The organism is Salinivibrio sp. KP-1 (assembly GCF_000968645.1).
In the GTDB taxonomy this organism is placed as follows: domain Bacteria; phylum Pseudomonadota; class Gammaproteobacteria; order Enterobacterales; family Vibrionaceae; genus Salinivibrio; species Salinivibrio siamensis.
In genome coordinates this window covers 316,842-342,625 of the sequence record NZ_LAQR01000001.1, presented here as the reverse complement: position 1 = coordinate 342,625, position 25,784 = coordinate 316,842, and the positions used below count along the sequence as shown (strand labels likewise).

Here is a 25,784-nt window from a genome sequence, read left to right as displayed (position 1 = left end):
AACTCTGATTGCGACACTCTCTCTTAAAGCCTATCATTCGCCTGTCTATCATTAGGTGGCTAGGTGGGCTAGGCCTTTACCCTCAACCTCGATACCTATTTCTTACTTATTTTCGCATAATTATTTTTAGGAGTGCTGGTATGTCCTCGGCAATGCCTATGGGCAAGCTATTGCTATTGATCGTTCTATTGGCGGCGGTTGGGCAAATGACCCAAACCATGTATGTACCATCCATCGGTGTAATGGCAGACGACTTCGCTGTATCACCCGCTTGGTTACAAGCGGTGATGGCTTGTTATCTTATTCCTTATGGTTTATCGCAGTTTTTTTATGGCCCTGTCTCCGATCGCATCGGTCGTAAGCCGGTTATTTTGTTTGGGTTGGCATTGTTTTTAGTCGGGACGGCTATCACCTTGTTGGCCACCTCCTTTGCGATATTTTTACTGGGCAGTATGGTTCAAGGCGCGGGCATTGGCTGCGGCGGCGCCATGGCGCGCACCTTAACCCGAGATTGTTTTTCCGGGGCCAAACTGCACCGCGCCAATAGCCTAGTTAGTATGGGACTGATCTTTTCTCCCTTAGTGGCTCCGCTTCTAGGAGGAGGGTTAACCGAGGCCCTACATTGGCGTGCCAGCTACTTCTTTTTATTGTTACTCGGTGTCTTGGTTTATACAGTCATGGCTTGGCGGTTTAGCGAGACTTTGCCTGCCGATTTACGCCAACCTGGTCATTTTGGTGCGCGCTATCGTCATGTTATGCGATCACATCAATTTAAAGGGTATTTGCTGTGCCTAATTACCGTTTTTTCCGGTGTATCTTTATTCGAGGCGGCGGCAGGTGTGATCATGTCAGATGCGTTAGCGTTGTCTCCGAGTGTGATCAGTTTGCTGTTTGTTGTCCCTCTGCCGGCATACTTAGTCGGGTCAGGGTTGTCGAGCCGGCTTTCCGAAAGTATGGGGTATTATCCCACCCTGACATTGGGCAGTGTCTTAGCGTTGTTGGGGGCAGGCATCATAGGATTGCCCGGTATGCTCGGTGATGTTTCACTCTATGCGTTAGTGGGTGGCGGCTGTGTCTATTTTGCTGGTGCAGGTATTCTCTTTCCGGCAGCCAGTACAGGAGCGATTAGTCCTTTTCCTTACCATGCTGGCACGGCAGGGGCAATTCTTGGCGGCGCGCAAAATCTATTGGCAGGGCTGGTAACACTCGTTGCCAGTAGTTTCGGTGTGGCTAGCCAATTATCATTAGGGGTAATCATGCTGACATTGGCGACGCTGGCAAGCTTGGGACTGGTCATCAGTTATCGCGCTCACGCCCATGATGACGCGGACTCAGTGACCGTACTGTAATCATTCAACCGGTATTATCCTATGAAGTCAGCGCCAGTTCGCATCCACAACGGCAGCACCTATCGCTGCCGTTATTCTGTGGGGCAGGGCTAGTGGATCTGTGTTGGGCTGCGCTTCCACAATAAATGACAGAATTTATTATCTGGGTCTCGGCTGATGAGCATACGAACAAAGACTTCATCTAACACCTCAGCGCCAGCTATACCCATTTGCACCTCGGCACACTGAGATAAGTCAACATCTGCTCCCACATGCTCTGGCCAATCATTGTTTACTTCAACCACCACAGCGCCCCCTTCTTCTTCAAAGCGTGACTCATAGAGCATTAAATCGTCAAACTCCAAGTTGTCTGGGGCCGTTTCGGCAAAAATCTCGAACGCGATCTCTAGCACGGTCTCCAAGCTGAGTTGATTCTCTTGCGTCATGGTAAGCTCTCGTTGTCTGTATGTATGCGCACTATACCATGCTGTAAGGGGTATCTCAGCCGCACCGTATCGGTTGACCTGCACAAAGAGGTATCTAAAGTGTATCCGCGTTTGTCCTCTCAACCGACGGCTCTCATGGTCAAATAGACAACCTCTGGCTAAAATAAAAGCAGACCCACAGTTAGAGCGTTGATTTGTTTATGCAGATGACCAACAATAGCGCGCGTACTCAAACCTGTGTGAAAGTCGTGACTCAGTTGCAATCCAGAAACGCTTATTTACCGGAGCCCGACCGGCGTACCCCGTTTCAATCTGAATTTATCCCCGTGATGATTAAAGCGGTGAAGCAACTACGTGGCTTGCTCGGCAAGCGGCTTCACAGCGTTTACGTGAGTGGAGATATTGTTTGGCGGCGAGCCGTGGTGAGAGACAGCGTGCTATCGCTGACTGTGGTGTGCCAACACGCCCTGACGCTTGATCAATCGAACGCATTAAACACCTTGCTATGGCGATTAAAAACCAGTCATAGCAAGGTGATCAGTGATTGCCATATCGATATCGTGACCGTGTCACATGTTAGAGATCTCTCACAAGTCTTTCACTGGGGATTCTTTTTTAAACACAGAGCCATTTGCCTCTATGGCCAAGACTTATCGGTCAGTTTTGGTTTGTTTGAAGCCAGCTGGGAAGTGGCGAAGGCGATGAATCCAGATATCCCTGACAAACTCGCGCGTGCCAAACAAAAAATCACCGCCGCTACCACATGGAACACTCAGCTAAATACCGCACAAGCGATTGCAGACACACTGATACGCGGTGCGTTTGGTTTGGTACTTCATAAAGAAGCGCAGTGGAGTGAATCACTCAACGAGTGTGCGGATGCTTTTATTAAACACTACCCGGATAAAAAAATGGCGATTGAGCGACTTTTTATCCTGCTAGAGCGCAAACCGGTAAAAAAACGTGCTGTCATGACCCTCCTCAATGACTTTGGCGATTGGTTGATCAAAGAATATGCGCGCATTGACTTTAAAATTGGTTAACTAGCGTTTGGCAACGATGCTGGCGTTGGGCGCTTGAACATTAAGCGTATTCTGTGAGCTAACCCGCCTCATTCCCTACAAGTGAGTAACAGAATCTGATCTTGGTCAATAAAACGGTGTAACAAACTTTTCACAAAAGATGGTTTGTTGAACTATAAAACCACCAGTAGGCATGTGTAATCTGCTTTTAGGGTGTATTTATTCAGTATTTATGACTAAATAGTTATTTACATCCTGTGTATGATTCGATAATCTGCATGCCAGTTAGTCACAGTGAGTGAATAATTAATCAGCAAAGGCGTTGATGCTCGCGGTGAGATAAATAAAAATTCAGGATTCAGACGTATGCAAAAAACTGACACTCTCTCTACGAAGTCACCTTCGATGAGAAATATTCTGATGTTCGCAATCCCATCATTATTGGGGTTGTTCCTTTTTATGACGCCAGTCAGTTTCGGTGACAGCGTCACCATCCCGATTGCGGTAATGGCGAGCAGTGTCTTGGACTTACTAGGTAACAGTGCAACAGCGGTCGTCACTGCCTTAGTGGTGTTGAGTGCCGTCGTTTCAGTGTTGGTTACGCTGACCAAGCCTGCCGTTATCATGCGAAATGGCTTTCTTAATGGTTTGTTTAATGTCTCTCCGGTGTGGCTTGTCACCCGTGTTTTCGGTGCCGCCTTCATCGTAATGGCGTTTTATGGTTTTGGCTCGCCAGTCATCATGGGTGAAACAACGGGGGCCTTTGTGCTCAATGAGCTATTGCCTACCTTGTTATCCGTGTTTATTTTCGCTGGTCTATTACTGCCGCTACTGACAAGTTTCGGCTTGCTCGAGCTGCTTGGTGCTATTTTCACCAAGGTAATGCGTCCGTTATTCGGTCTGCCGGGGCGCTCTGCGGTCGACTGTGCCGCCTCTTGGTTGGGCGATGGCAGCGTCGGTATCTTGATGACCAGTAAACAATATGAGCAAGGTTTTTATACCCAGCGTGAAGCGGCAGTGGTTGGCACGACGTTCTCTGCGGTTTCAATCAGCTTTAGTTTGGTGGTGATAGCGCAAGTCGACTTGATGCACATGTTTGCTTGGTTCTATCTCACCGTCTGTTTAGCTGGGATTGCGGCGGCGATCATCGTTCCTCGTCTTCCTCCTCTGAGCTGGAAAAAAGATGCGCTTATCGATAACTCTGAGCGTGAAACCAATGATGAAGTCCTACCGGCTGGCCACAATACGCTGAGCTATGGACTGCACTGTGCACTGACACGTGCCGAGAAAATTCGCTCGGTAAGCAGTGTGCTAAAAGAAGGCGTACAAAACGCCGTCGATATGGTGTTAGGTGTGTTGCCAGTTGTGATGGCAATTGGTACGGCGGCGTTGATGGTCGCTGAGTACACCGATGTGTTTAGCATCCTAGGGGCGCCCTTTGTGCCACTGCTTGAACTATTGCATATCCCTGATGCGGTGAAAGCCTCTGAGACCATGGTGATTGGTTTTGCAGACATGTTTATTCCTGCCATTTTAGCCGCAGAAATCGACAGTGAAATGACCCGTTTTGTGATTGCTACGGTATCGGTGACCCAGCTGATTTATATCTCGGAAGTGGGTGCCTTATTACTGGGAAGCAAAATCCCAGTCAAGCTGTGGGAGCTGTTCGTGATCTTTATTTTACGTACGCTAGTCACTCTGCCTGTTATCGCAGGGATTGCTCACCTGATTTTCTAATTAGGCGCTACGCATAAGCCGCTATGCGCGTCCTCCTTACATCATCAACGCCTCACTTTTTGTGGGGCGTTTTTTTGTTAACGCGTCCTCGTTGTTGTGATGCAAGCCCTCGGTTGTATCAACCACCTATGGGCAGAAAGGGACATATATTGGTATGCTGAACGCAGCGGCTAATGGGAGGCGGGATGAAAATAGTCACTCTTCATGGGTTATACATGCACGGTGTTTTTTTGATTCCGCTGTGCGAGCGCTTAGAAAAACATGGGCACCAGGTGCTGAATGTTTCGTATAATACGCTCAATCCGGACCTAGAGGGTATCACCGCCAAAATCGATGCGTTTGTTGGCGACCAGCCAGCGATCTTGATTGGCCATTCGATGGGCGGACTCATTATTCGCCGTTACTTGGAACAGAGCACAAAGCGGTGTGATAGACCGCCTCTCGATGTTCGCGCGGTGATCACTTTGGGCACGCCGCATCAAGGCGCTAAGTTAGCAAGTATTTTTGGCGATCTGGGGTGGGGCGGCTGGTTGTTTCAACGTAGCGAAGGCATGCTTATCCCTGACAAGGTCAGGCCTTGGAAGAATCTTCCGCCGTTACATAGCCTTGCCGGCGATTGCCCCTGGGGACCCGCGGCGCTGTTGTTAAAAAACCAAGTCTGCGATGGCACCGTGCTGGTCGAAGAAACCAAAATCGAGGGCATGACCAGTCACGATCTGTACTCGGTGACCCACATTGCATTACTGTTTTCAAGGCGGGTCAGTGAGCGTGTGATTCAGTTAGTCGCTCAATATGAGCCGACGGCTGTGCCAGCCGCCGAGGGCTAAAGTGATGGTTTGATAAGGTCACTTTAGTTCGGATGATTCGTGTGTTCCCACCCAAGTATTAACAAACGTCCCATCGGGGTCATATTGCGCGGCTTGTTTGTCGAGGTTAAACCGGCGGCTGCCGCGCGGATCGGCACCAACGCCTGCTAAGTATTGCCAATTGCCATAATTAGCCGCTACATCAAAATCAATCAGTTGCTGCTCAAAGTATGCTGCGCCATAGCGCCAATCAACACCTAACTCATGGACTAAGCAGCTGGCCACCAATTGACGACTGCGATTCGAGAGCCATCCGGTTTGTTTAAGCTGGCGCATCGCCGCATTGACAATAGGAAAGGACGTCGTGCCTTCACGCCATGCCATAAAGGCTTCGGCATAAAAAGTGGTGAGTGGCCGTTTGTTGGCAATGCCTTTGAATGCAAAAAAGCGGGCACCATAGTGATACAGCATCCATTGGAAATATTCGCGCCACAACAGCTCAAAGTATAGCCAATAGGTTGACTCGTTTTTTTCAACATTGCGCTCATATCGATCGAGCTCTGCGGCGACCCAGCGTACGGACAAACTGCCGTTTGCGAGCCAAGCCGATAAGCGTGACGAGAAATCCCAACCATCAAGGCCGTTGCGCGTTTCTTTATAGCGCTGAATACGATGGGTATCCCATAAGTAATGATTCAGTTGCGCACGCCCGGCGATTTCACCGCCTTGATAAGGGGCTATTCGGCGATCAGATAGGGGCGCTGGGTCGGACTTAATCGCTGTGATGGGGGCTGGCAATGACTCAGGTACTGGTAACGGCAAGCGTGGTTTGATCCCGCGCTTTTCCACCGCTTTACGGAATTGAGTAAAGGTCGTCGGGATCTCAGGTAAGTCAAACGGCAGCTGATGCTGGGTAAACAAGGTGTGAGCATCCGAGACAACCACCCGCTGCGGAAAGCGCTCAACCAGCGTATCAACCTGGTGACGCTCACGTGTCCCTGGGTGGTCGGTGACGCCAATAAGGTCAAACTCATGATCCATACACAGATTTGCCACCACCTCTAGCGGCTTGCCGGTGCGAATAATCAATTTTTGCCCCATCGCATCCAGGGCGCGATGCAGTTCGGTTAGGCTTTGCCACAAAAACGCTTCCCGCGGGGCACCGAGGTGCTTACTTTGAAAGTGATCCGCACGATACCAGCTCGGGTCAATCACAAACACGCAGGTCAGCTGATCGCAGCTCGAGGCTAAATTGGCGAGTGCAGGGTTATCATGTATTCGAAGATCGTGGCGAAACCACATTAATCCGCGTTGCATACCTATCTCCTTTTTCCCTCCAATACGCTCACAGGCTGCGGGTGGATTGCTTGATTGGATCAACTGGGTGACTATTCGCCAACCACGAGCATGAATGCGGGCTCTCACATCCGCCTAAGTGCGCGCTGGGGGTGTGAATGAGTGTTATGGACGAAGACTAGATCTGTCGCTGGCGTTGCGCCCACATTCCAATAAAAACAAAGGTTGCGACCAAACCGGCAAAGAGCCAATGATCTGGCCATCCGCGCATTTGTCGCGCCAGCCACGGAGAGACGGTAATGATAAAAGCGCCGTAACCAAAGGCATTGATCGCCACAAATACCAGAGTGCGAACGATAAAATGATGACCGGTCAATAAACGGCGTAGCGTCCGATTAATATCATTGCCAAATACCACCAACAGTGACGCCACAATTGCCACTGCAATATCACTGAGCCATGGCGTTAACCACGCACCCGCCTGAGAAAACCAAGAGATTAAAATATTCATAACGATTTACACTGTGTAGAATGCGGCTAGAGTACTGATTTCTGCTGGCGACTTCCAGCGCGGACTTAGCCCGCGGGAGCGCACGATGTAAGGAGAAGGCATGAAAATCGCATCGATCGGGTTAGGGGACATTGCGCAAAAAGCCTACTTGCCATTGATGGTCAATTGGCCAGGGCTCGAATGGGTATTGTGCAGCCGTGATGACGCTAAGCTGGCGACGCTCGCCACGCAATACCGAGTGAGTGAGACCGCAAGTGATATTCAACAATGCTTAGCATTAGGGGTGGATGGAGTGATGATCCACAGCGCCACCGACTCGCATGCGGCCTTGATTCGTACCTGCTTGCAAGCAGGTGTGCCGGTGTTTGTCGATAAACCTGTCGCCCCATCAGGCGCGGAGGTTGAAGCCTTATTCAACTTGGCAGAACAACAGCAAACCCCCTTGTTTGCAGGCTTTAACCGGCGTTATTTGCCTTTGCTCAACACCCATCTCAATGGCCAGCGCCCCGAAGACGAACTGGGCACACCCCTTTTATCGCTGCGTTGGGAAAAACACCGTCATGCGCTGCCCGATGCACCGCGTCGTTTTATTTTTGATGATTTCATTCATCCACTCGACAGTATAAACGTTCATGGTGACATCAATATTGATGATTTGGACGTGTTTGCTCAATTTAGCGAAGGCTTGCTAGGCCGCTTAGACGTGCGTTGGCACCGCGACAATAGCTTGTTTGAGGCCAGCATGAACCGCCAGTATGGGGTCACCAAAGAAACCATTGCGGCGGCCTATCGTAACGAGTGCTATTTCTTTGATGGCTTTACCCGCGGTGCGCGCATGCAAGACAACGTCACCACACAGCTTACCTTGCCAGATTGGACGGGTATGCAAGCGAGCAAAGGTTTTGCGGCTATGCTCAGCCATTGGTTTGAGGTGGTCAGCGAAGGGCGGGTTGATGCTGCTCTCACCGCTCGTAATGTGGCGAGCCACTGGGCCGCGGAAGATTTGGTCGCCTATTGTGAAGCGCTGCGCGATAGCCCCTAGTCCCACGCGCAGCACGCTGTGGCTGTTTACGCTTCGACCGGATTATCCGTATGCGAGTGGATTAAATAGGGCAATAACAACTGGCGGACATTAAAGCTCACGTTTAACTTGGCCGCCAGCAAATATAACCCCGCAATTTTACGATGTAAAAACAGTGCATCCGCCGGTGGCGTGTGCCAATAGCCTTGTTCCATACTCAGCGCCATCCCACGGTTACGTAAACGCGTTGCCAAATCGGCGTCGCCAAAGTTAAATGGCGCATCCGTCGCAATCGGTTCACAAGCCGTGTTCACAAGCTCCAGCACACTGGCTTTTTGCTCTGGCAAGATGTGCTCGGCAAAAAAGCCAATTTGGGTTAGTGCCACCTCAATCCCTGCGTTGTCTTTTTCAATCGCCGCTAAAAATAGTTTGCGATAGCCATCGGTAAACGTCGGGGCATACTGACGGGTGGCGCCAAAATCGAGCAACACGACGCGTCCGGTATCGGGCTGATACAAATAGTTGGCAAAGTTAGGATCGGTTTGGACCTCGCCAAACACAAAGACTTCCTCAAACAGCAACTGGAATAAACGACTGATCACGCGGTGACGAATCGTCTCTGAAGCCTTGTTGAGTTGCTCAATCGGCTCTCCTGCCATATAGCTCATGGTGAGAATGCGATCTGAGGTAAGGGCTGAGTGAACCCTTGGCACCACCAAACCGTTGGCATTTTTCAAATGGTCGCCAAACCGAGTCAATGCTTGTGCCTCTTTGCCGTAATCGGCTTCATCATGTAGTTGTTGCTTGGCTTCATCGAGTAAGGCTTGGTAATTCGCTTCTTTGGGGATCAGGCCACTTAAGCGCAGTAGGGTGATCACATTATCCACATCGCTATCAATGCTGTCTTTGATGCGCGGGTATTGCACCTTTACCGCTACTTTTTCACCGGCATCGGTATAGGCCTCGTGCACTTGGCCTATCGACGCTGACGCGATGGGCGAAAAACGAAAGTGGGTGAACTCAGCCTGCCAATTGTCGCCCAGCTCTTCATTAAGCACCGCTTTGAGCTGCGCCGGTGGCATGGGAGTGGCATTATTACGCAAACGGGCGAGCAGATCGCTGAGCTCTGGCGGAATCAAATCCCCCGCATCCATTGACAACAATTGACCGACCTTCATCGCCGCTCCACGTAAGTCCGCCAGTTTGTCCGCCACGTGGGCAATATTGGCCGGCGACATCACCAAATCCTTACGACTCGGCCGATTGCCCTGGGCAAACTGTTTGGTACCTTCCCACGCCACATTCGACGCCACACGCCCCGCCAACGAAGCCAGTGCACCAAAGCGAGAAAACTTACCATGCGGCACTTTACGATTTTTCATAGCCACCTCCTGAATCCTCCTAAGAATACGCGACGAACAGCGGAATGGTTTGGTGGGACGAGTTGCTCGCGCTCACAAAGATGCGAGTTAACGAGCCAAATCCACACCACGATATGGCAAAGACCTTTCCATTTACATGACATTCCAACCCGGGTCACAGCCTCGGGGGTGAAATCGCGTTTAGATCAAATAAAACAGCAGTTTATATTTTTGACTGTCTAGTTAAGTAGTAGCATTTGCTTACAAAGTTAGTCTGTAGGGTAATTGCCAATGAAGCTGATGTTTAAAACGAAAATACTGCTACTTGCCATCGTGCCACTGATCGCCTCAATGCTGATTATGAGTGCGGTCACGGCCTATAACGAACAGGCGTTAATAGAAGAAAACATTGCCACGTTTCGGGAGAAGTTGGTCAACGAGCGTAAAAAACAACTCAAAGAAGTGACTCAGGTAGCGGAGAACATCGTTAAGCGTCTTAACCCAGGCACCAGTGAGGCTCGCTTGGCTGAGGTGAAAACGGCGCTTACTGATGTGCAGTTTGGCGAGACGGGTTACTTTTTTATTTACAACAAACAGGGGATCAATGTGTTTCACCCTGTTAAACCGGCGCTTGAAGGAAAAAACCTGATTGATTTTACCGATCCTAAAGGCAATAAGGTGATTCAAGGGTTACTCGAGGCGGCACAACGTGGCGATGGCTACTTTAATTTTATGTTTGATAAGCCGGGTACCGATGCGCTGATTGATAAAATCGGCTATGCGGTAATGGTGAATAATGGTCAATGGCTATTAGGCACTGGCGCCTACACCGATGACATTGAGCAAGAGGTTGCTGCCTATCGCACCGACGCAGAGCAAACCCTGGATGCACAAATTTTCCGTTTAACCCTGTTGGGGATAAGCACAGTGATTATCACGGTGTTGCTGGTGAGCTGGTTTGCGCAGCGTATTGGTGAGCCGGTGAAAAACATGCTTGATAAGCTTAATGATATTGCTAGCGGTGAGGGCGATCTCACTCAGCGTTTGCACGTACATGGCTATGATGAAATCGCCCAACTCGGTCATGCCTTTAATCGCTTTGTAGAGAAGCTGCAGCACACCATTCAGCGCGTCGCGCAAGTCACGGCGCAAGTAAACAGCACCGCCTGTGATATGGCTCAGCAAACATCCGCAGTGGCTGAAAAACTACAAACCCATGATAACGAGACCGAGCAAGTGGTCACCGCGGTGACAGAGATGAGCTCTGCTGCGCAAGAAGTGGCACAAAACACGACACAGGTGGCTGATGCCGCCACCTCTGCCACCCAAGATGCGCAAAATGCTCAGGCGCAAGTGCGTGAATCAGAGGCATCGGTCGAGAAGTTGGTAGCGAAAATGAGCGAGTCGAGCGGGCAGGTGGATCAACTTAAAGCTCAGTCGGATAAAATTACCTCGGTACTGTCCGTGATTGGTGAGATTGCTGAGCAAACCAATCTATTGGCGCTGAACGCGGCGATTGAAGCCGCTCGCGCGGGTGAGCAGGGGAGAGGCTTTGCGGTGGTGGCCGATGAAGTGCGCACCTTGGCCAGTCGCACTCAAACCAGTACCCATGAGATCCGTGACATGCTTGATGGTCTACACGTGCATGTGGATAGTGCCGTGAAAACCATTGCCGACAGCGATCAAGAGTGCCAAAGCATGGCAACGATTTCAGCGCAAATTGGCGAGCGAATCACCTCGGTGAGTGCGGCGTTTTCGCAAGTGAACGATATGACCTCGCAAATTGCCAGTGCGGCGTCAGAGCAAACCACGGTCACGGAAGATATTCATCGTAATCTGGTATCGATTCGTGACATTGTCGCTAGCTTATTGAACTCGAGTGAGGCATCGTCACACGCGGCGGAAGAGCTGAGCTCACTGGGTCAAGATCTCGATACCTTGGTGGGGCAATTTAAAGTCGCCTAAGCCAATAGCATGATCACTATTCTCGGCACATGGGATAAAAAGTCATAAAGGACGCTTACCGCAAGCGTCCTTTCGCTTTACAATAGCAATTTTAGCGGTATTATGCTGACGCAAACGTTTGCCTAGAACATATTGTGCGCTATTGAGAGGGTTTCATGCTGCCTGATGTCGAGATCTGTCGTAACACCACACTCGCCCCCATTTCCACCATAGCCAAGCAAGTTGGCCTCCTTGACTCAGAGTTTAAAACGCAAGGTAGCCATAAAGCCAAAATCTCTCTCGATTGCTTAAAGCGTCTTGCGCCCAACCCAACCGGAAAGTTAGTACTGGTCACCGCCATTACTCCCACGCCCTTGGGTGAAGGCAAAACCGTCACCACCATTGGTCTGGCGCAAGGCTTGGCCAAGCTGAATCATTCTGTAACGGCGTGTATTCGTCAGCCTTCGATGGGGCCCGTATTTGGTGTGAAAGGTGGCGCAGCTGGCGGTGGTTATTCGCAAGTGGCTCCGATGGAGGAGCTAAACCTCCACCTGACGGGAGATATTCATGCGGTGACCGCGGCGCACAACTTGGCTGCTGCGGCCATTGATGCGCGAATTTATCACGAGCAACGTCGAGGCTATGACGATTTTGAAGCGCGGAGTGGCTTAAAAGCGTTAAAAATTGACCCAAGTCGCGTGGTGTGGAAGCGGGTGATGGATCACAACGATCGCGCCTTGCGTATGGTGACTGTGGGTAAAAACGAGCCGGGTAAAACCATCAACGGCTACGAGCGTGAGGGCGGGTTTGATATCTCGGCGGCCTCTGAGCTAATGGCGATTCTGGCGTTGGCGAGCGATCTTCGCGATTTGCGTCAGCGCATCGGCCGCATAGTGTTGGCTTATAGCCATACCGGTGAGCCGATCACCACCGAAGATTTGCAAGTGGCCGGCGCGATGACGGTCAGTATGAAAGAAGCGATTGAACCCACCTTGATGCAAACCCTAGAAGGCGTGCCTACACTGATTCACGCTGGTCCGTTTGCCAATATTGCTCATGGCAATTCGTCGATTATCGCCGATAACATTGCGCTTAAGCTAGGCGATTATACCGTCACGGAAGGCGGTTTTGGCTCGGACATGGGGTTTGAAAAAGCCTGCAATATCAAAGCGCAAGCATCCGGTAAAACGCCAGACTGTGCGGTGATTGTGGCGACATTGCGCGGCTTAAAAGCCAACTCGGGTCACTACAACTTACAGCCCGGTCAGTCTATGCCCGACGCGCTCTTTGCGGATGATGATGAAGCATTGGTAGCAGGGTTTGAAAACCTCAAGTGGCATATCAATAACGTGACTCAATATGGTGTGCCGGCGGTAGTGGCGATTAACCGCTTTCCACAAGACAGTGATGCTGAGCTAGCGACACTCAAGGCGATGATTGAAGCGCTGCCCAACAAAGTAAGAGTAGCGATCAGTGAAGGCTTTGCCCAAGGTGGCGAGGGTACGCGTAAACTGGCGGAACAAGTGGTCGCGCAATGTGAAACCAATGCATCATTCTCGCCCTTGTATCATGCCCAGCAAAGCTTGGAAGAAAAACTGATGGCGGTTACAGAAGTTGGTTATGGCGCGGGAAGTGTGACGTTAAGTGAAACCGCGAAACAGCAGCTACAACAATTTAAAGCGCAAGGGTATGACGGTTTGGCGGTCTGTTTGGCGAAAACGCCGCTGTCTATTTCAACCGATGGTGCGATAAAAGGTGCTCCCAAAGGCTTTGATGTACCGATCCGCGAGTTAAAACTGTGCGCGGGTGCTGGGTTTATCTATGCCTTATGCGGCAACGTGATGACTATGCCCGGGCTACCGGAAAAACCGGCGTTTATGAACCTCGACCTCGATGGTGAGGGCAATATTGTTGGATTGAGTTAATGATACTAATCCTCGAGAGAGCCGCTGTTGTCAGTGGCTTTTTTGTTTGTGCTAGATGCGGCCACGCTCGTCATTGTCTTCACGGTCGCGTGATGTGGTATCCTCTTTGGCTTCAACTCTCCCACCGACTGTGAGCCTGACTTGAAAAAAATCGCGGTTTTTGTCGACGTTCAAAATATCTACTACACCACACGCCAAGCTTACGGGCGTCAGTTTAACTATCGCCAGTTGTGGCAAACCCTCAATGATATGGGTGAGGTGGTAACCGCGTATGCCTATGCCATTCGCCGCGATGACGATCAGCAAATCAAATTTCAAGATGCCCTGCGCCACATTGGCTTTACCGTCAAGCTAAAACCCTATATTCAACGCGCTGATGGTAGCACCAAAGGCGATTGGGATGTGGGGATTGCCATTGATGTGATGGAAACAGCCCCCGAGGTTGATACCGTGGTGCTGTTATCCGGTGACGGGGATTTTGACTTGCTGATGAACAAAATCCGCGCGCGCTATCACACTGAAGCGATAGTGCTTGGTGTGCCTTCCCTAACGGCTAATTCCTTGGTGAACAGTGTCGATCGCTTTATTGCGATTGAAGACGATATGTTGTTGTAGGCACGGCGTTTATTTTGCAGTTCTGGGACAGTTTCTGATTTTATTTTGATGTTGAAGTGAGTAAACGATGTACAAATTAATCGCCCTAGATATGGACGGCACCTTGTTAAACAGCGAGAAAGCAATATCTGCTGAGAATAAACAAGCCATTACCCGCGCGCGTGAGAAAGGCGTGACTGTGGTATTGGCGTCTGGTCGGCCGCTTGAGGGCATGCAGCCTAAGCTAGACGAACTGGGAATCGGCTCGGATAAAGACTTTGTGCTGTATTACAACGGCTCAATGGTAAAAAACCTAGGTACTGATGAAGTTATCTTGCAAAAAGGGCTTGACGGAAAAGCCGCCAAAGCGCTGGCTCAGCATGCCGAGGCACTGGGTGCTTATGTGCATGCATTTAGTACTGAGCACGGTTTGATTACACCAGCACAGAATCCGTATACCGAGATTGAAGGCAAGATCAACGGGCTGGATATTACCGTGATGGATTTCGAGACCCTAAGCGATGATCATCCGATTATCAAAGTGTTGATGGTGGCAGAGCCAAGCAAATTAAACGAAGTGATCAGTGCGTTACCATCCGCGCTACGCGAGGAATTTACGGTAGTGCAAAGTGCGCCTTTCTTCCTCGAGTTTTTAAACCCTGCGAGTAATAAAGGGGCGGGGGTAGCTGCCATTGCAGCGCATCTAGGCATTCAACCTGATGAAGTGATTTGCATGGGCGATGCTGAAAACGATCACGCAATGTTGGAATACGCAGGCCTTGGCATTGCGATGGCGAATGCGATGGAAGCAACCAAGCAAATCGCGGATTACACTACCGAGAGCAATGATGAGCACGGTGTGGCCAAAGCGATTGAAAAGTTTGTGTTAGCAGCGGATAGCGCCGTAGCCTAAAACGAACAAGCATGAACAAATGGGGTGGGTGTTTGTGCCTGCCTCGCTTTAAGGAACGAGTAGCGGTCTTTCTTTGCGTAAAACAAAAAAGCCTGCTTTTAAGCAGGCCCTCTGGAAATGGTGCGTCCGGGCAGACTCGAACTGCCGACCCCCGCCATGTCAAGGCGGTACTCTAACCAACTGAGCTACGGACGCAAATTTCAAAATGTGGTGCGTCTGAGTGGACTCGAACCACCGACTTCCACCATGTCAAGGTGACACTCTAACCAACTGAGTTACAGACGCATAATTTAGTGTTTCAAGCAAAGTGGTGCGTCCGAGTGGACTCGAACCACCGACCCCCGCCATGTCAAGGCGATACTCTAACCAGCTGAGCTACGGACGCACAGTGCTTGAAAGCGGGATGAATAGTAGCGAGTTCATCTTTGTCACGCAAGCGCTTAAGCGCATATTTTTGCGCAGAAACGACTGTTTGGCGATTTGATCGTCAATATGGCGGTATTTTCACTATTCATCTTGCTTATATCGCTAAGCGATTGCACTGACTTACTGATTTTTGGTGCTTTATTGCCCAAGCTTAACCTCACAGCGCTGGAACAATTGCTGCCAGACATCAGCATGATGCTTAATCGCCGCTTTATACGCCTGATACGCTTCTCCCTTCCAGTAGGCTTTTTTGTAATCGTTAAACGTATCAGGAGTGTTTAAGCTCGCGAGGCGCGAAAGCGCGGGGGCGAGATCACGATAAAGTCCGTCTACCCGAGCAAGGTATGGCTGCACATCACCCACATAAAACTTGTAAAAGACAGTCTGCAGGCGTTTTAAACGTGTGGTATCGAAATTACCGCCGCAACGCACTGTCTGTTGATGATTAGCGATCAGTTCACTGGTTTGGTTAAGCCACGCGGTGTGATAGCTCAAGCTCACAAACAAATCGCCTAAGATGGGTTGTTTCTCGATACTTTCTTGCCAAGTCGTAACAGGCTCGGTGGGCGCTTGGGTTGAGGGTATCAATTGGCTAAACTGCTCAATAGTGTTAACCGCATTACTGTGTGCCGGCAGTTCGATGGGAAGTGTAAAGGCGGGTAAGCTGAGTTGTTTGCGCCAGGCGTCACTATCAATCAACGTATTCCAGATCACTTTCTCCCGTTGCTGGCGTTTAAGTGTTAGTGCCTGTTTCAACTCAGCTTGAATGCTCGGATCCTTCACTTGCGGCAAACACTGCGCCGCGGTGTCGATGAATTTGAGCTCGTAGTCAAGTTGGCGAAAGCGATCCGCGACTTTACCCAAGGATGAGTTACGTTCTGCAATAAGGTTGAATAAGCCACACTGGCGAAGCTCATAGGCATCGAGCACCCCCATTCGCAGTTCATCAAGCGGCTGAACCAGATCGCGTTTACGTGGCAATGCTGGCAGTTCGGGGGAAGTGAAATCGGGGGTGGGTGCATCCAATACATTGCCAAGTCGCTGGTAATAGTCGGCCATCATATCCTTGGCCGGATCATCTGATTGGCAACCTGTTAATGCTGCTAACGATATCACGAGTATTGCGGTTTGTATTCGGCGCATGATGTCGTTTTTATCCTTTGGCTTTCGATACTCACTTTCTGATGTTACGCGAGCGATCTAACCCGCGATCGCTCTGCGTAATGTTAGTTTATCCGTATTGCTGGGGCTATGTGAGACGCTTACCGCTCTGCCATAGCCAGTTGGAACTCAGGAGATTGCTGGCGCATCCAGCGTAAGCGTAGGCCCAACAATACCGCGGCACTGGATAGACCGATAATAATGCCAACCCAAAAACCGTGCGCGCCCATGGCCGGTACCAGCCAGTCTGTCATGCCAAGCACATAGCCGAGAGGCAAGCCCAGCCCCCAGTAGGCGATCAGGGTGCGTTGGAAAATGGCGCGCATGTCTTTGTAGCCACGCAGAGCACCGGCAGCAACCACTTGAATCGCATCGGTGATCTGATAGACAGCTGCTAATAACATCAATGATGATGCCAGCGTGGCGACATCGGGATTATCAGAATACAGGGCGATAATTGGGTCGCGTAGCCACACGGTGAGTAAGGCGGTTACCACGGCGGTGCTGACACCCAGCCAAATACCGATTTTGGCGGAATTAGCCGCCCCTTCGGTGGTGCGTTTGCCCAATAGGTGGCCGACACGAATGCTGACCGCTACGCCAAGGCTCATCGGCAACATAAAGATCATGGTGGAGAAGTTGATCGCCACTTGGTGCGCGGCCACGGTGATCGGCCCAAGTGGGGCGATTAAAATAGCAATGGCCGCAAACAGCGTTACCTCGAAGAACAGTGAGGCCGCCACGGGGAAGCCGAGTTTAAATAAGCGGATTTGCTCTTTAATAATCGGCGTGTAGAGCGTTGCAAATAGGTGTAGGCCACTGAGCTTTTTGCTGATCATGACATACACGCCCATCAGTCCCGCCATTAACCAGTAAACCAGCGCGGTGGCAACGCCACATCCCACGCCGCCAAGTTCTGGCGCCCCTAGCTTACCGTAGACAAACATCCAGTTAAGCGGCACATTGGCGGCTAGGCCGATAAAGCCAATCACCATCGCTGGGACGGTCAACGACATCCCCTCGCATAGGTTGCGAATCGCCTGAAAAAGCAAAAAGGCTGGCACTGCCCAAATCACCGCATGCAAGTAACCAATGGTTTTAAGTGTGAGTGCCGCTTCGACATCCATCAAGTCAATAATAAAGCCGGCTTTATACAAGATGAGCCCAATCGGCACGCTTAATAGCAGTGCCATGTATACACCTTGCTGAAATTGAAAGGGGATCTGGTTTTCTTTGCCAGCCCCGTTGAGCTGGGCAATCACCGGGACCATCGCCATTAACAAGCCGATGCCAAATAAAATGGCGGGCATCCATATGCTTGAGGCAACCGCCACGGCAGCCATATCAGTGGCACTGTAGCCACCTGCCATTACGGTATCGACAAACCCCATTGAGGTTTGAGCTATTTGGGCAATAAAAACAGGCACACTGAGCCGAATAATGGCTCTTGCTTCATCATGGTATTGCTGCACGTCGGCCTCAATAGTTTGTGATTGAACGGAAGGGGAATGGAATCGCGCGCAATTATACGTGCTAGGGGAAGAGAAAGGAAAGCGAAAGCACTATCAATTTCGCACCCTCGGCGATGCAAAGTCCTTAGAACAGGCGCGTTGCGGCGGCATCGCGCTTAACGGTTAGAAAATTTGCTCATCATCCGCATCAATAAACAAATGAATGGTTCGATGAGATTCATCGATCTGCATATCGTAATGAATGGCATTGCAACAGTTTGGGCAGTCTTCATAAAACTCCTGGTTGCCACCACTTAGATCCAATGTGATATCAAAGCGATGACCACAGTGCGGGCAATTTACGATCCGGTCAGTCATATCATCCATGGTTACACACCTCTTTTTGATTCTCTGTACTCAAAATCAGTATAGATGAGGATGCTGAGGGGATAAACGTAGGGGATAATATGATCGATAAACTGGGCTATGCGTCGCGACAAATGGCATATCACCTTGATGCCGGTGAATGCCATTTATATTGCTATCATGATGTCGACGGCTAGAGCGATTCGAGATTATCTGCGCTAAATGCACGAAGGCTCGCAAGCTTTTGGTCGGCTATCACAAAGCGAGGATCCTCCCACTCATGGGCTGCTGGCACGACGATGGTTTTCATCGAGGCCGCTTTGGCAGCAAGTAGGCCAGTAAATGAATCTTCAAAAGCTACACAGTGATCGGGCTCCACACCCAAGGCATTGGCGGCGTTAAGATAGACCTCTGGGTGAGGTTTGCCGTGTTTAAGTGCACCGGCTGACTCCACGATGGCAAATTGATCACTGAGTCCCAATGCATCCAAAGTGGGATGGATAAGCGTGAGTGGCGATGACGATGCCAAGCCCACTTTTAGTCCTGCTTGATGGCAAATTGCTAACGCGTCTTTAACGCCTGGCATCATCGGCTTTTCGTCTTTCACTAACTCAACCACGCGGTCGACGATTCGCGCCTGCACATCCGCATTGGAGGGACCTTGCCAGGGCTGAGTGCGTGCGTAGTATTTGACTATCTCGTCAATTCGAACGCCTGTGGTGTCACGCGTATCTTGTAAACTGATGGAAACACCCAGCTCGCTTAAGACGTCAATTTGTGCACGTTGCCAAAACGGCTCTGAGTCAACCAACAGGCCGTCCATATCAAATATTGCGGCAGATAACATCGCCAACCTCATTCTCAGTTTGTGTGCACCGCATCCTACACCGTGAGTGTGAGTTTTGTCAGCAATTGTTCTGCTTGTGTGAGGTATGGCCCGCCGAATAAGTTGACATGGTTAAGCACGTGATAAAGGTTGTAAATGTCTTTTCGATTTTGATAACCCTCATCTAACGGCCACTCGGCTTGATAGCCGTTGTAAAAGCTTGATGGAAAACCACCAAAGAGCTCTGTCATCGCGATATCGGCTTCTCGATCGCCCCAATAACAGGCAGGGTCAAACACCACCGGACCATTGACCGACAGGCCCATATTGCCAGACCAAAGATCCCCATGCAGTAACGAAGGTTTGGGCGTGTGGCCGACAAGTTGGGCTTTAACATTCTCGATAATGGTATCGATGTCGCCAAAATGCAGCGAGCGCTCAGCCGCCAATTGCAATTGCCAACCAATGCGTTGTTCGGCAAAAAAACGACACCATTTGCGGTGCCAACAGTTTCTCTGCTCCGTGGTGCCGATGAAATTATCGTCATCGAAGCCGTACTCTGCTTGCTCTCCCCAGCGATGATGACGCGCTAAATGTTGCCCCAACAAATAAGCCTGCGTGTCATCTATCGGTTTGATGGGCAGGTAGTTGAGCACCAAGACAGCACTGTCTTTCACGGGGCCAATAAAATACACCCGAGGAACATGAATATGGCCGCTCATCGCGAGTTGACGCAACCCTTCCGCCTCGGCTTCAAAGGCGGGGAGTAGTGCACGCTCGTTTACCTTGACGAAAAAGCGCTGATCACCGCCATCGCTAATGCAATAGGCATCATGGATATCGCCACCACTGATAGCGTGTTTTTCGGTGATCTCGAAATCAATCCCGAGTTGTTCGGATAGGTGTACAGACAGGGCATGCCACATAAGCGACTCCGTTACATCGAGGTAAAGAGGGAAGTAACAGCAACTGGTTATATATTAGCCTATGATGTCGCCCAATATCTGTGGATATGACGACAGTTTAGATAAAAAACGGCTCATAAAGAGCCGTTTAACTGTCAAGTTTGGAACGCGTTACCGATGTTAGGAGACGGATGTCAAACTTGGCAAGATACCGTTTGGCATTAAGCGGTTATAGGTCCCGGTTTTGAGTAGTGCGTTGGCCTTTTCAATATCAGGGGCAAAGTAGCGGTCTTTATCATAAAACGGCACCACGCCACGCAATTCTGCTTTGGCTTGCTCCAGTCGTTCCGAGGTTTTATCGGGCGCGCGAAAGTCAATGCCTTGACTGGCCGACAGCAGTTCGACGGCTAAGATACCGCGTGTATTGCTGCTCATATCATGCAAGCGACGAGCGGCAAAGGTGGCCATGGAGACATGATCCTCTTGGTTTGCTGAGGTGGGTAGGCTGTCAATTGACGCTGGGTGAGCCAGGGTTTTGTTTTCACTTGCCAACGCGGCAGCAGTGACCTGTGCGATCATAAACCCAGAGTTAACGCCACCGTTGTTAACCAAAAACGCCGGGAGTTTGCTGAGGTTGCTATCGATGAGCAGTGCCATGCGGCGTTCCGATAAGCTGCCAATTTCTGCAATCGCCAATGCCAGGTTATCCGCGGCCATGGCAACGGGCTCGGCGTGGAAATTCCCCCCAGATATGATGTCGCCATCTTCTGGGAACACCAAGGGGTTATCCGACACTGCATTGGCTTCAGTGGTAAGCACGTCGGCTGCTTGGCGAATTTGCTGTAAGCAGGCGCCCATCACCTGTGGCTGGCAGCGCAGTGAGTAAGGGTCTTGCACTTTTTCACAGTTTTGGTGGCTGTCACCAATTTCACTGGATTCATTCAACAGATGCCGATAAGCGGCAGCGGCATCCATTTGGGTTTGGTGGCCGCGCACTGCGTGAATGCGTGGATCGAAGGGGCGGCGACTGCCGAGTGCCGCTTCCACTGATAATGCACCACAAACCGTGGCGGCGGCATACAAGTCTTCGGCCTCAAATAAGCCTTCGAGCGCAAAGGCCGTTGACGCCTGGGTGCCGTTAAGAAGCGCAAGCCCTTCTTTTGGCCCCAGCGTGATAGGAGACAGCCCCGCGATTTTTAACGCGGCTTCACCGGAGATCACTTCGCCTTTATAACGCGCTTGGCCTTCTCCCAGTAAAACCGTGCTCATATGAGCCAGCGGGGCAAGATCGCCTGAAGCGCCAACGGAGCCTTTTTTAGGAATACAGGGATACACCTCGCGGTTGACCAATTCTGCCAGTGCTTTGACAACCTCAAAGCGGATCCCTGAATAGCCTCGCGCTAAGCTCGCAATTTTGAGCACCATCATCAAGCGCACGGTGGCATCGTCCATAAACTCACCAATGCCCGCCGCGTGAGACAGTACAATCGAGCGCTGGAGCGTTTCGAGATCGTCAAGCTCAATGCGGGTATTGGCTAATAAGCCAAAGCCAGTATTGATTCCATACACCACCCGTCCTTGTTCAAGGATATCGGTGACGGTGTCGGTGCTGGTTTTCATGGTGGCTTCAATGCCGTCAGCAAACGCCAGTTGAACGGGCTCTCGGCTAACTTGTCGCAGTTGATCCAGGGTGAGCTCACCAGGTTGTAGCGTTAATGTGTACATCTTGCTCTCCTTAGCGCAGCGGTTGGTTAGGTAAGTCCAACAGCGGCAGATCGAGTTGTTCTTCTTTGGCACAATCAATGGCAATGTCATAGCCGGCATCGGCGTGGCGCATGACGCCGGTCGCGGGGTCGTTGCGCAGCACGCGTGCCACACGTTGGTGTGCATCGTCGGTACCGTCACACACTATGACAACGCCAGAGTGTTGTGAAAAGCCCATACCAACACCGCCACCGTGGTGCAAAGATACCCAGGTGGCCCCTGATGCTGTGTTTAGCATCGCGTTGAGCAATGGCCAATCTGACACCGCATCTGAGCCATCAAGCATGCCTTCGGTTTCACGGTTCGGGCTCGCCACTGAGCCTGAGTCTAAGTGGTCACGGCCAATCACAACGGGCGCTTTGAGTTCGCCATTCTTCACCATTTCGTTAAAGGCAAGGGCCAAGCGGGCACGGTCTTTGACACCCACCCAACAAATACGTGCCGGTAAGCCTTGGAATTGAATGCGCTCTTTGGCCATATCAAGCCAGTTGTGCAGGTGTGGGTCGTCCGGGATCAGCTCTTTGACTTTTTGGTCGGTTTTATAGATATCTTCCGGATCGCCCGACAGGGCCGCCCAGCGGAACGGACCAATTCCTTGGCAGAATAACGGACGAATATAGGCAGGGACAAATCCTGGGAAATCAAAGGCATTGTTAACCCCCACTTCGAGTGCCATTTGGCGAATGTTATTGCCGTAATCCAAGGTCGCCGCGCCGCGCGTTTGCAAATCAAGCATCGCTTTTACTTGTACGGCCATTGACGCTTTCGCCGCTTTCACGACCTCTGCTTCGCTTTCTTTGCGCTGAGCAGCGGCTTGTTCCATGGTCCAGCCCTGCGGTAGGTAACCGTTAAGGGGATCGTGGGCTGAGGTTTGGTCGGTGACCACATCAGGGGTGATATTGCGCTTCACCAGCTCTGGGAAAATATCAGCCGCATTGGCCAGTAACCCAATGGAAACGGGCTTACCAGCTTGATTAGCTTGCTCAATCATCTCCAGGGCTTCGTCAAGCGAGGTGGCTTTACGATCGACATAGCCGGTGCGCAAGCGATAATCGATGCGGCTTTCATCACACTCAACCGCAATCATTGAAAAGCCAGCCATGGTGGCTGCTAGCGGCTGTGCGCCACCCATGCCACCTAGACCACCGGTCAAGATCCAACGTCCCTTGGCTTCACCATCGAAATGCTTCTTAGCGACGGCAACAAAGGTTTCGTAAGTGCCTTGAACAATGCCCTGTGAGCCGATATAAATCCAGCTCCCCGCGGTCATTTGGCCATACATCATTAACCCTTGCTTATCGAGCTCATTGAAATGTTCCCAGTTTGCCCAGTGCGGCACCAAGTTTGAGTTGGCAATAAGCACACGGGGCGCATCTTTGTGGGTCGGGAATACCCCGACAGGCTTACCGGATTGCACCAACAAGGTTTGGTCGTCATCAAGACGTTTAAGCACCTCGACAATTTTATCGAAACATTGCCAATTACGGGCGGCCCGACCAATACCTCCATAGACAACTAAGCCATTAGGGTGTTCGGCCACGTCTGGATGTAGGTTATTCATTAGCATGCGAAGGGGGGCTTCGGTTAGCCAGCTTTTAGTATTTAGCTCTGGCCCGGTTGGGGCTTTAACCGTGCGTGAATCAAAACGTGGATCCGTCATGGTTACTCTCCTTGTTGGTGAATATGGTGCGACGCCGCGTGTAGCATGGTCCAAGCCATGCGAGCCGCTAATCGACTGGTTTGCTGGTCGCGATCGTAGTGAGGATTAACTTCAGTGATGTCGCACACGGGAACACGAACGCGCTGCCGGTCGGCTTCACTAAAAATGGATTGAATCAGTGGTTCAATGACTTGCACTGGGACGCCGATTGCCGCTGGTGCGCTCACACCTGGCGCGGCACTGGCGGGAAAAACATCCATATCGAGCGTGAGGTATAAGTAATCACATCCTTGGATGAATTCGCTTAATTTCGCTTTGAGTGCCGGTAGCGCAGCCACCTGCATGTCGATATCTTCTTCTACCCAGCACCCAAGTTGTGCGGCTTTATCAAAGAGTGCCTGGGTGTTGCTGGTTCGGCTTACGCCTAGGCAGGCATAGTGAAATGGCCAGCCTTTTTGCTGACAAAGCTGGGCGATCTGCGCAAAGGGTGTCCCTGAGCTACCGGCTTCGCTGATCCCTTGTGGCGTGCGCAAGTCAAAGTGCGCATCAAAATTAATGATACCGATTGTTGGTGCGTGTGTTGGTGACGTGTGGCGAGAAACATAACTGGATAAGCCTTGAAAGCTTGCCCACGCCGTTTCGTGCCCGCCCCCCAGCACCAAGACATTATGCTGTGATAGTGTTTGGTGAATGTGTTGACTTAGCCCTTGCTGTGCAAGGATGAGGTCGGTGTCATCACAGACAATGTTGCCGCCATCATAGAGGGCAGGGGCGTTGTGCCAAGCTAAATTCGCCAATGCCTGCCGGATTGTATTCGGTGCCAGAGCTGCCCCCTGACGACCTTTGTTACGAGCGACACCTTCATCACAAGCAAAGCCGTAGATCACCACGCCGCCTTGTTCACACGATGGCGTGTACGAGGTAACCGTTTGGTGCAAGCGCAGTCCGCGCTCGCCGTCCTCTGGGTCAACGCGCCCTTGCCACACACTCATGTCTGCAGGTAGATGTTTCATCCTCGTACCCCTTGATTGTCGTACCATGTTCCGCCAACGATGCGCCCGGCAAGTGGTGCGGTGCCCACCATGTAGCTAAGCTCAGCCGGTGAGTCGCAGTGCCAAACAGCAAAGTCCGCGTCAAAGCCAGGTGCTATTTGGCCTTTTTGGGTCAACCCCATCGCTTGCGCGGCATGGCGGGTTACGCCGTAAAGGTTCTCTTTGGGCGTCAAGCTAAAAAAGGTGGAGGCCATATTCATCATCAGGGTTAAAGACGCAAACGGTGATGTGCCCGGATTAAAATCGGTGGCGATCGCCATTGGCACATGATGATCACGAAGTGCTTGAATCGGTGGTTTCTGGGTTTCTCTCAAAAAGTAAAACGCGCCAGGAAGCAAGGTTGCAACCGTGCTGAACGCGGCCAAAAGCTGAGCATCAGCTTCTGACAAGTATTCAATATGATCAACGGACAAGGCGCCTGCCTTTGCGGCTGCCACACTGCCGCCAAGGTCACTGAGCTGCTCGGTGTGGGCTTTAATGTTTAAGCCATAGGCATTGGCCGCGGCATACACCTTTTCTGCTTGGTCGACGCTAAAGGCTATTTTTTCACAAAAGACGTCTACGGCGTCAGCCAGTTGCTGTTCTGCCGCGGCGGGGATCACCGAGTGACAAACATAATCAATATAATGGTCGGCATCGTGTTGATACTCAGGCGGTAATGCATGCGCCGCTAACAAAGTCGTTGAGATATTGATAGGCAAGTGCTGTTCAATGGCTCTTGCTACACGCAACATTTTGAGCTCGTCTTCGAGGGTAAGCCCATAGCCTGATTTGATTTCGATTGTTGTGACACCGTCACGCATTAACGCCTCTGCCCGAGGGAGAGCAAGCGCCAGTAATGTCTCTTCGCTGGCCGCACGGGTAGCATTCACGGTCGATAAAATCCCCCCACCTTGTTTTGCAATGGTTTGATAGGGCACACCGTTGAGGCGCTGCTCGAATTCACCGGCGCGGTTACCTGCAAACACGAGGTGGGTATGACTGTCGATCAGTCCCGGGGTGACGAGACACCCTTTTAACGACTGCGTAGGCCAATCGAGCTGCTTGGCTTGCTGTCCTACCGCAACAATTTTGCTGTTCTCGACGGCAATCGCTGTATTGGGTTGGCATTGGTAGCCAGTACTCTCACGAATATCGCTCGCCATACTGACCACATTTGCGTCGGTAAATACCTTCTTCATGGCGAATCCCTTGCTGCTTCATAAATGTCTATACAAATGTATATACAAATAAGGGCGCGAGCACAAGAGGGGTTGTAAAGGTTTTGTG

General features: G+C 51.0%; 22 protein-coding genes and 3 tRNA genes. 9 read left to right on the top strand and 16 right to left on the bottom strand.

Features of this window, described 5'->3' with window-relative positions:
- The first annotated feature begins 140 nt into the window (after positions 1 to 140).
- A complete protein-coding gene (emrD, locus tag WN56_RS01495; RefSeq protein ID WP_046073284.1) occupies positions 141 to 1,349 on the top strand; it encodes a multidrug efflux MFS transporter EmrD in 1,209 nt (402 codons plus the stop codon).
- An 89-nt stretch (positions 1,350 to 1,438) separates the two neighbouring features.
- On the opposite strand, the gene WN56_RS01490 is transcribed toward emrD, so the two are convergent.
- Positions 1,439 to 1,774, bottom strand: a complete 336-nt coding sequence (locus WN56_RS01490; RefSeq protein WP_046073283.1) for a DUF440 family protein — start codon at positions 1,772 to 1,774, stop codon at positions 1,439 to 1,441.
- Between the two features lie 200 nt (positions 1,775 to 1,974).
- On the opposite strand from WN56_RS01490, the gene WN56_RS01485 reads away from it, so the two are divergent.
- The 3 genes from WN56_RS01485 to WN56_RS01475 all read left to right on the top strand — a co-directional run bounded on the left by WN56_RS01485 (position 1,975) and on the right by WN56_RS01475 (position 5,360).
- Positions 1,975 to 2,817, top strand: a complete 843-nt coding sequence (locus tag WN56_RS01485) for a hypothetical protein (protein ID WP_052707988.1) — start codon at positions 1,975 to 1,977, stop codon at positions 2,815 to 2,817.
- A gap of 345 nt (positions 2,818 to 3,162) precedes the next feature.
- Entirely contained in the window at positions 3,163 to 4,533 is a 1,371-nt protein-coding gene (locus WN56_RS01480; RefSeq protein WP_227486463.1) for a YjiH family protein, read from the top strand.
- 185 nt (positions 4,534 to 4,718) lie between these two features.
- A complete protein-coding gene (locus WN56_RS01475) occupies positions 4,719 to 5,360 on the top strand; it encodes a triacylglycerol lipase (protein WP_046073281.1) in 642 nt (213 codons plus the stop codon).
- An 18-nt stretch (positions 5,361 to 5,378) separates the two neighbouring features.
- On the opposite strand, the gene WN56_RS01470 is transcribed toward WN56_RS01475, so the two are convergent.
- Positions 5,379 to 6,656: a DASH family cryptochrome gene (locus tag WN56_RS01470; RefSeq protein ID WP_046073280.1), complete on the bottom strand. Its 1,278-nt coding sequence runs from the start codon at positions 6,654 to 6,656 to the stop codon at positions 5,379 to 5,381.
- Between the two features lie 157 nt (positions 6,657 to 6,813).
- The gene (locus tag WN56_RS01465; RefSeq protein WP_046073279.1) at positions 6,814 to 7,146 is read right to left on the bottom strand and encodes a DUF3392 domain-containing protein; all 333 of its coding nucleotides are present in this window, start codon (positions 7,144 to 7,146) and stop codon (positions 6,814 to 6,816) included.
- 100 nt (positions 7,147 to 7,246) lie between these two features.
- On the opposite strand from WN56_RS01465, the gene WN56_RS01460 reads away from it, so the two are divergent.
- Positions 7,247 to 8,188 (top strand): Gfo/Idh/MocA family protein, encoded by a 942-nt coding sequence (locus WN56_RS01460; protein ID WP_046073278.1) that lies wholly within the window; start codon positions 7,247 to 7,249, stop codon positions 8,186 to 8,188.
- A gap of 26 nt (positions 8,189 to 8,214) precedes the next feature.
- On the opposite strand, the gene WN56_RS01455 is transcribed toward WN56_RS01460, so the two are convergent.
- Complete coding sequence (locus WN56_RS01455; RefSeq protein WP_197075720.1) at positions 8,215 to 9,555, bottom strand: AarF/ABC1/UbiB kinase family protein; 1,341 nt, start codon at positions 9,553 to 9,555, stop codon at positions 8,215 to 8,217.
- 273 nt (positions 9,556 to 9,828) lie between these two features.
- On the opposite strand from WN56_RS01455, the gene WN56_RS01450 reads away from it, so the two are divergent.
- The 4 genes from WN56_RS01450 to WN56_RS01435 all read left to right on the top strand — a co-directional run bounded on the left by WN56_RS01450 (position 9,829) and on the right by WN56_RS01435 (position 14,904).
- Positions 9,829 to 11,493 (top strand): methyl-accepting chemotaxis protein, encoded by a 1,665-nt coding sequence (locus WN56_RS01450; protein WP_197075719.1) that lies wholly within the window; start codon positions 9,829 to 9,831, stop codon positions 11,491 to 11,493.
- Between the two features lie 155 nt (positions 11,494 to 11,648).
- The gene (locus tag WN56_RS01445; protein ID WP_046073275.1) at positions 11,649 to 13,397 is read left to right on the top strand and encodes a formate--tetrahydrofolate ligase; all 1,749 of its coding nucleotides are present in this window, start codon (positions 11,649 to 11,651) and stop codon (positions 13,395 to 13,397) included.
- A gap of 141 nt (positions 13,398 to 13,538) precedes the next feature.
- Complete coding sequence (locus WN56_RS01440; protein ID WP_046073274.1) at positions 13,539 to 14,012, top strand: NYN domain-containing protein; 474 nt, start codon at positions 13,539 to 13,541, stop codon at positions 14,010 to 14,012.
- 67 nt (positions 14,013 to 14,079) lie between these two features.
- Complete coding sequence (locus WN56_RS01435; protein ID WP_046073273.1) at positions 14,080 to 14,904, top strand: Cof-type HAD-IIB family hydrolase; 825 nt, start codon at positions 14,080 to 14,082, stop codon at positions 14,902 to 14,904.
- 118 nt (positions 14,905 to 15,022) lie between these two features.
- On the opposite strand, the gene WN56_RS01430 is transcribed toward WN56_RS01435, so the two are convergent.
- The 12 genes from WN56_RS01430 to hutI all read right to left on the bottom strand — a co-directional run bounded on the left by WN56_RS01430 (position 15,023) and on the right by hutI (position 25,696).
- Positions 15,023 to 15,099, bottom strand: a tRNA-Val gene (locus tag WN56_RS01430).
- Between the two features lie 13 nt (positions 15,100 to 15,112).
- Positions 15,113 to 15,189, bottom strand: a tRNA-Val gene (locus WN56_RS01425).
- A gap of 23 nt (positions 15,190 to 15,212) precedes the next feature.
- Positions 15,213 to 15,289 (bottom strand) — tRNA-Val (locus WN56_RS01420).
- A 179-nt stretch (positions 15,290 to 15,468) separates the two neighbouring features.
- Positions 15,469 to 16,473 carry a DUF3080 domain-containing protein gene (locus WN56_RS01415; protein ID WP_046073272.1) on the bottom strand — a complete coding sequence of 335 codons (1,005 nt, stop codon included), beginning with the start codon at positions 16,471 to 16,473 and terminating at the stop codon, positions 15,469 to 15,471.
- A 119-nt stretch (positions 16,474 to 16,592) separates the two neighbouring features.
- Positions 16,593 to 17,963 carry an MATE family efflux transporter gene (locus tag WN56_RS01410; protein ID WP_046073271.1) on the bottom strand — a complete coding sequence of 457 codons (1,371 nt, stop codon included), beginning with the start codon at positions 17,961 to 17,963 and terminating at the stop codon, positions 16,593 to 16,595.
- A 162-nt stretch (positions 17,964 to 18,125) separates the two neighbouring features.
- Entirely contained in the window at positions 18,126 to 18,329 is a 204-nt protein-coding gene (locus WN56_RS01405; RefSeq protein WP_046073270.1) for a CPXCG motif-containing cysteine-rich protein, read from the bottom strand.
- Positions 18,330 to 18,501: 172 nt separating this feature from the next.
- Entirely contained in the window at positions 18,502 to 19,155 is a 654-nt protein-coding gene (gene hxpB, locus WN56_RS01400; protein WP_046073269.1) for a hexitol phosphatase HxpB, read from the bottom strand.
- Positions 19,156 to 19,190: 35 nt separating this feature from the next.
- A complete protein-coding gene (locus WN56_RS01395; RefSeq protein ID WP_046073268.1) occupies positions 19,191 to 20,060 on the bottom strand; it encodes a fructosamine kinase family protein in 870 nt (289 codons plus the stop codon).
- A gap of 159 nt (positions 20,061 to 20,219) precedes the next feature.
- Positions 20,220 to 21,764, bottom strand: coding sequence for a histidine ammonia-lyase (gene hutH / locus WN56_RS01390; RefSeq protein WP_046073267.1), 1,545 nt, complete (start codon positions 21,762 to 21,764; stop codon positions 20,220 to 20,222).
- Positions 21,765 to 21,774: 10 nt separating this feature from the next.
- Entirely contained in the window at positions 21,775 to 23,463 is a 1,689-nt protein-coding gene (gene hutU, locus WN56_RS01385; RefSeq protein WP_046073266.1) for a urocanate hydratase, read from the bottom strand.
- A 2-nt stretch (positions 23,464 to 23,465) separates the two neighbouring features.
- A complete protein-coding gene (gene hutG / locus WN56_RS01380; RefSeq protein WP_046073265.1) occupies positions 23,466 to 24,476 on the bottom strand; it encodes a formimidoylglutamase in 1,011 nt (336 codons plus the stop codon).
- Positions 24,473 to 25,696 (bottom strand): imidazolonepropionase, encoded by a 1,224-nt coding sequence (gene hutI / locus WN56_RS01375; protein WP_046073264.1) that lies wholly within the window; start codon positions 25,694 to 25,696, stop codon positions 24,473 to 24,475. Before hutI ends, hutG begins: the two co-directional genes overlap by 4 nt.
- Positions 25,697 to 25,784: the final 88 nt, after the last annotated feature.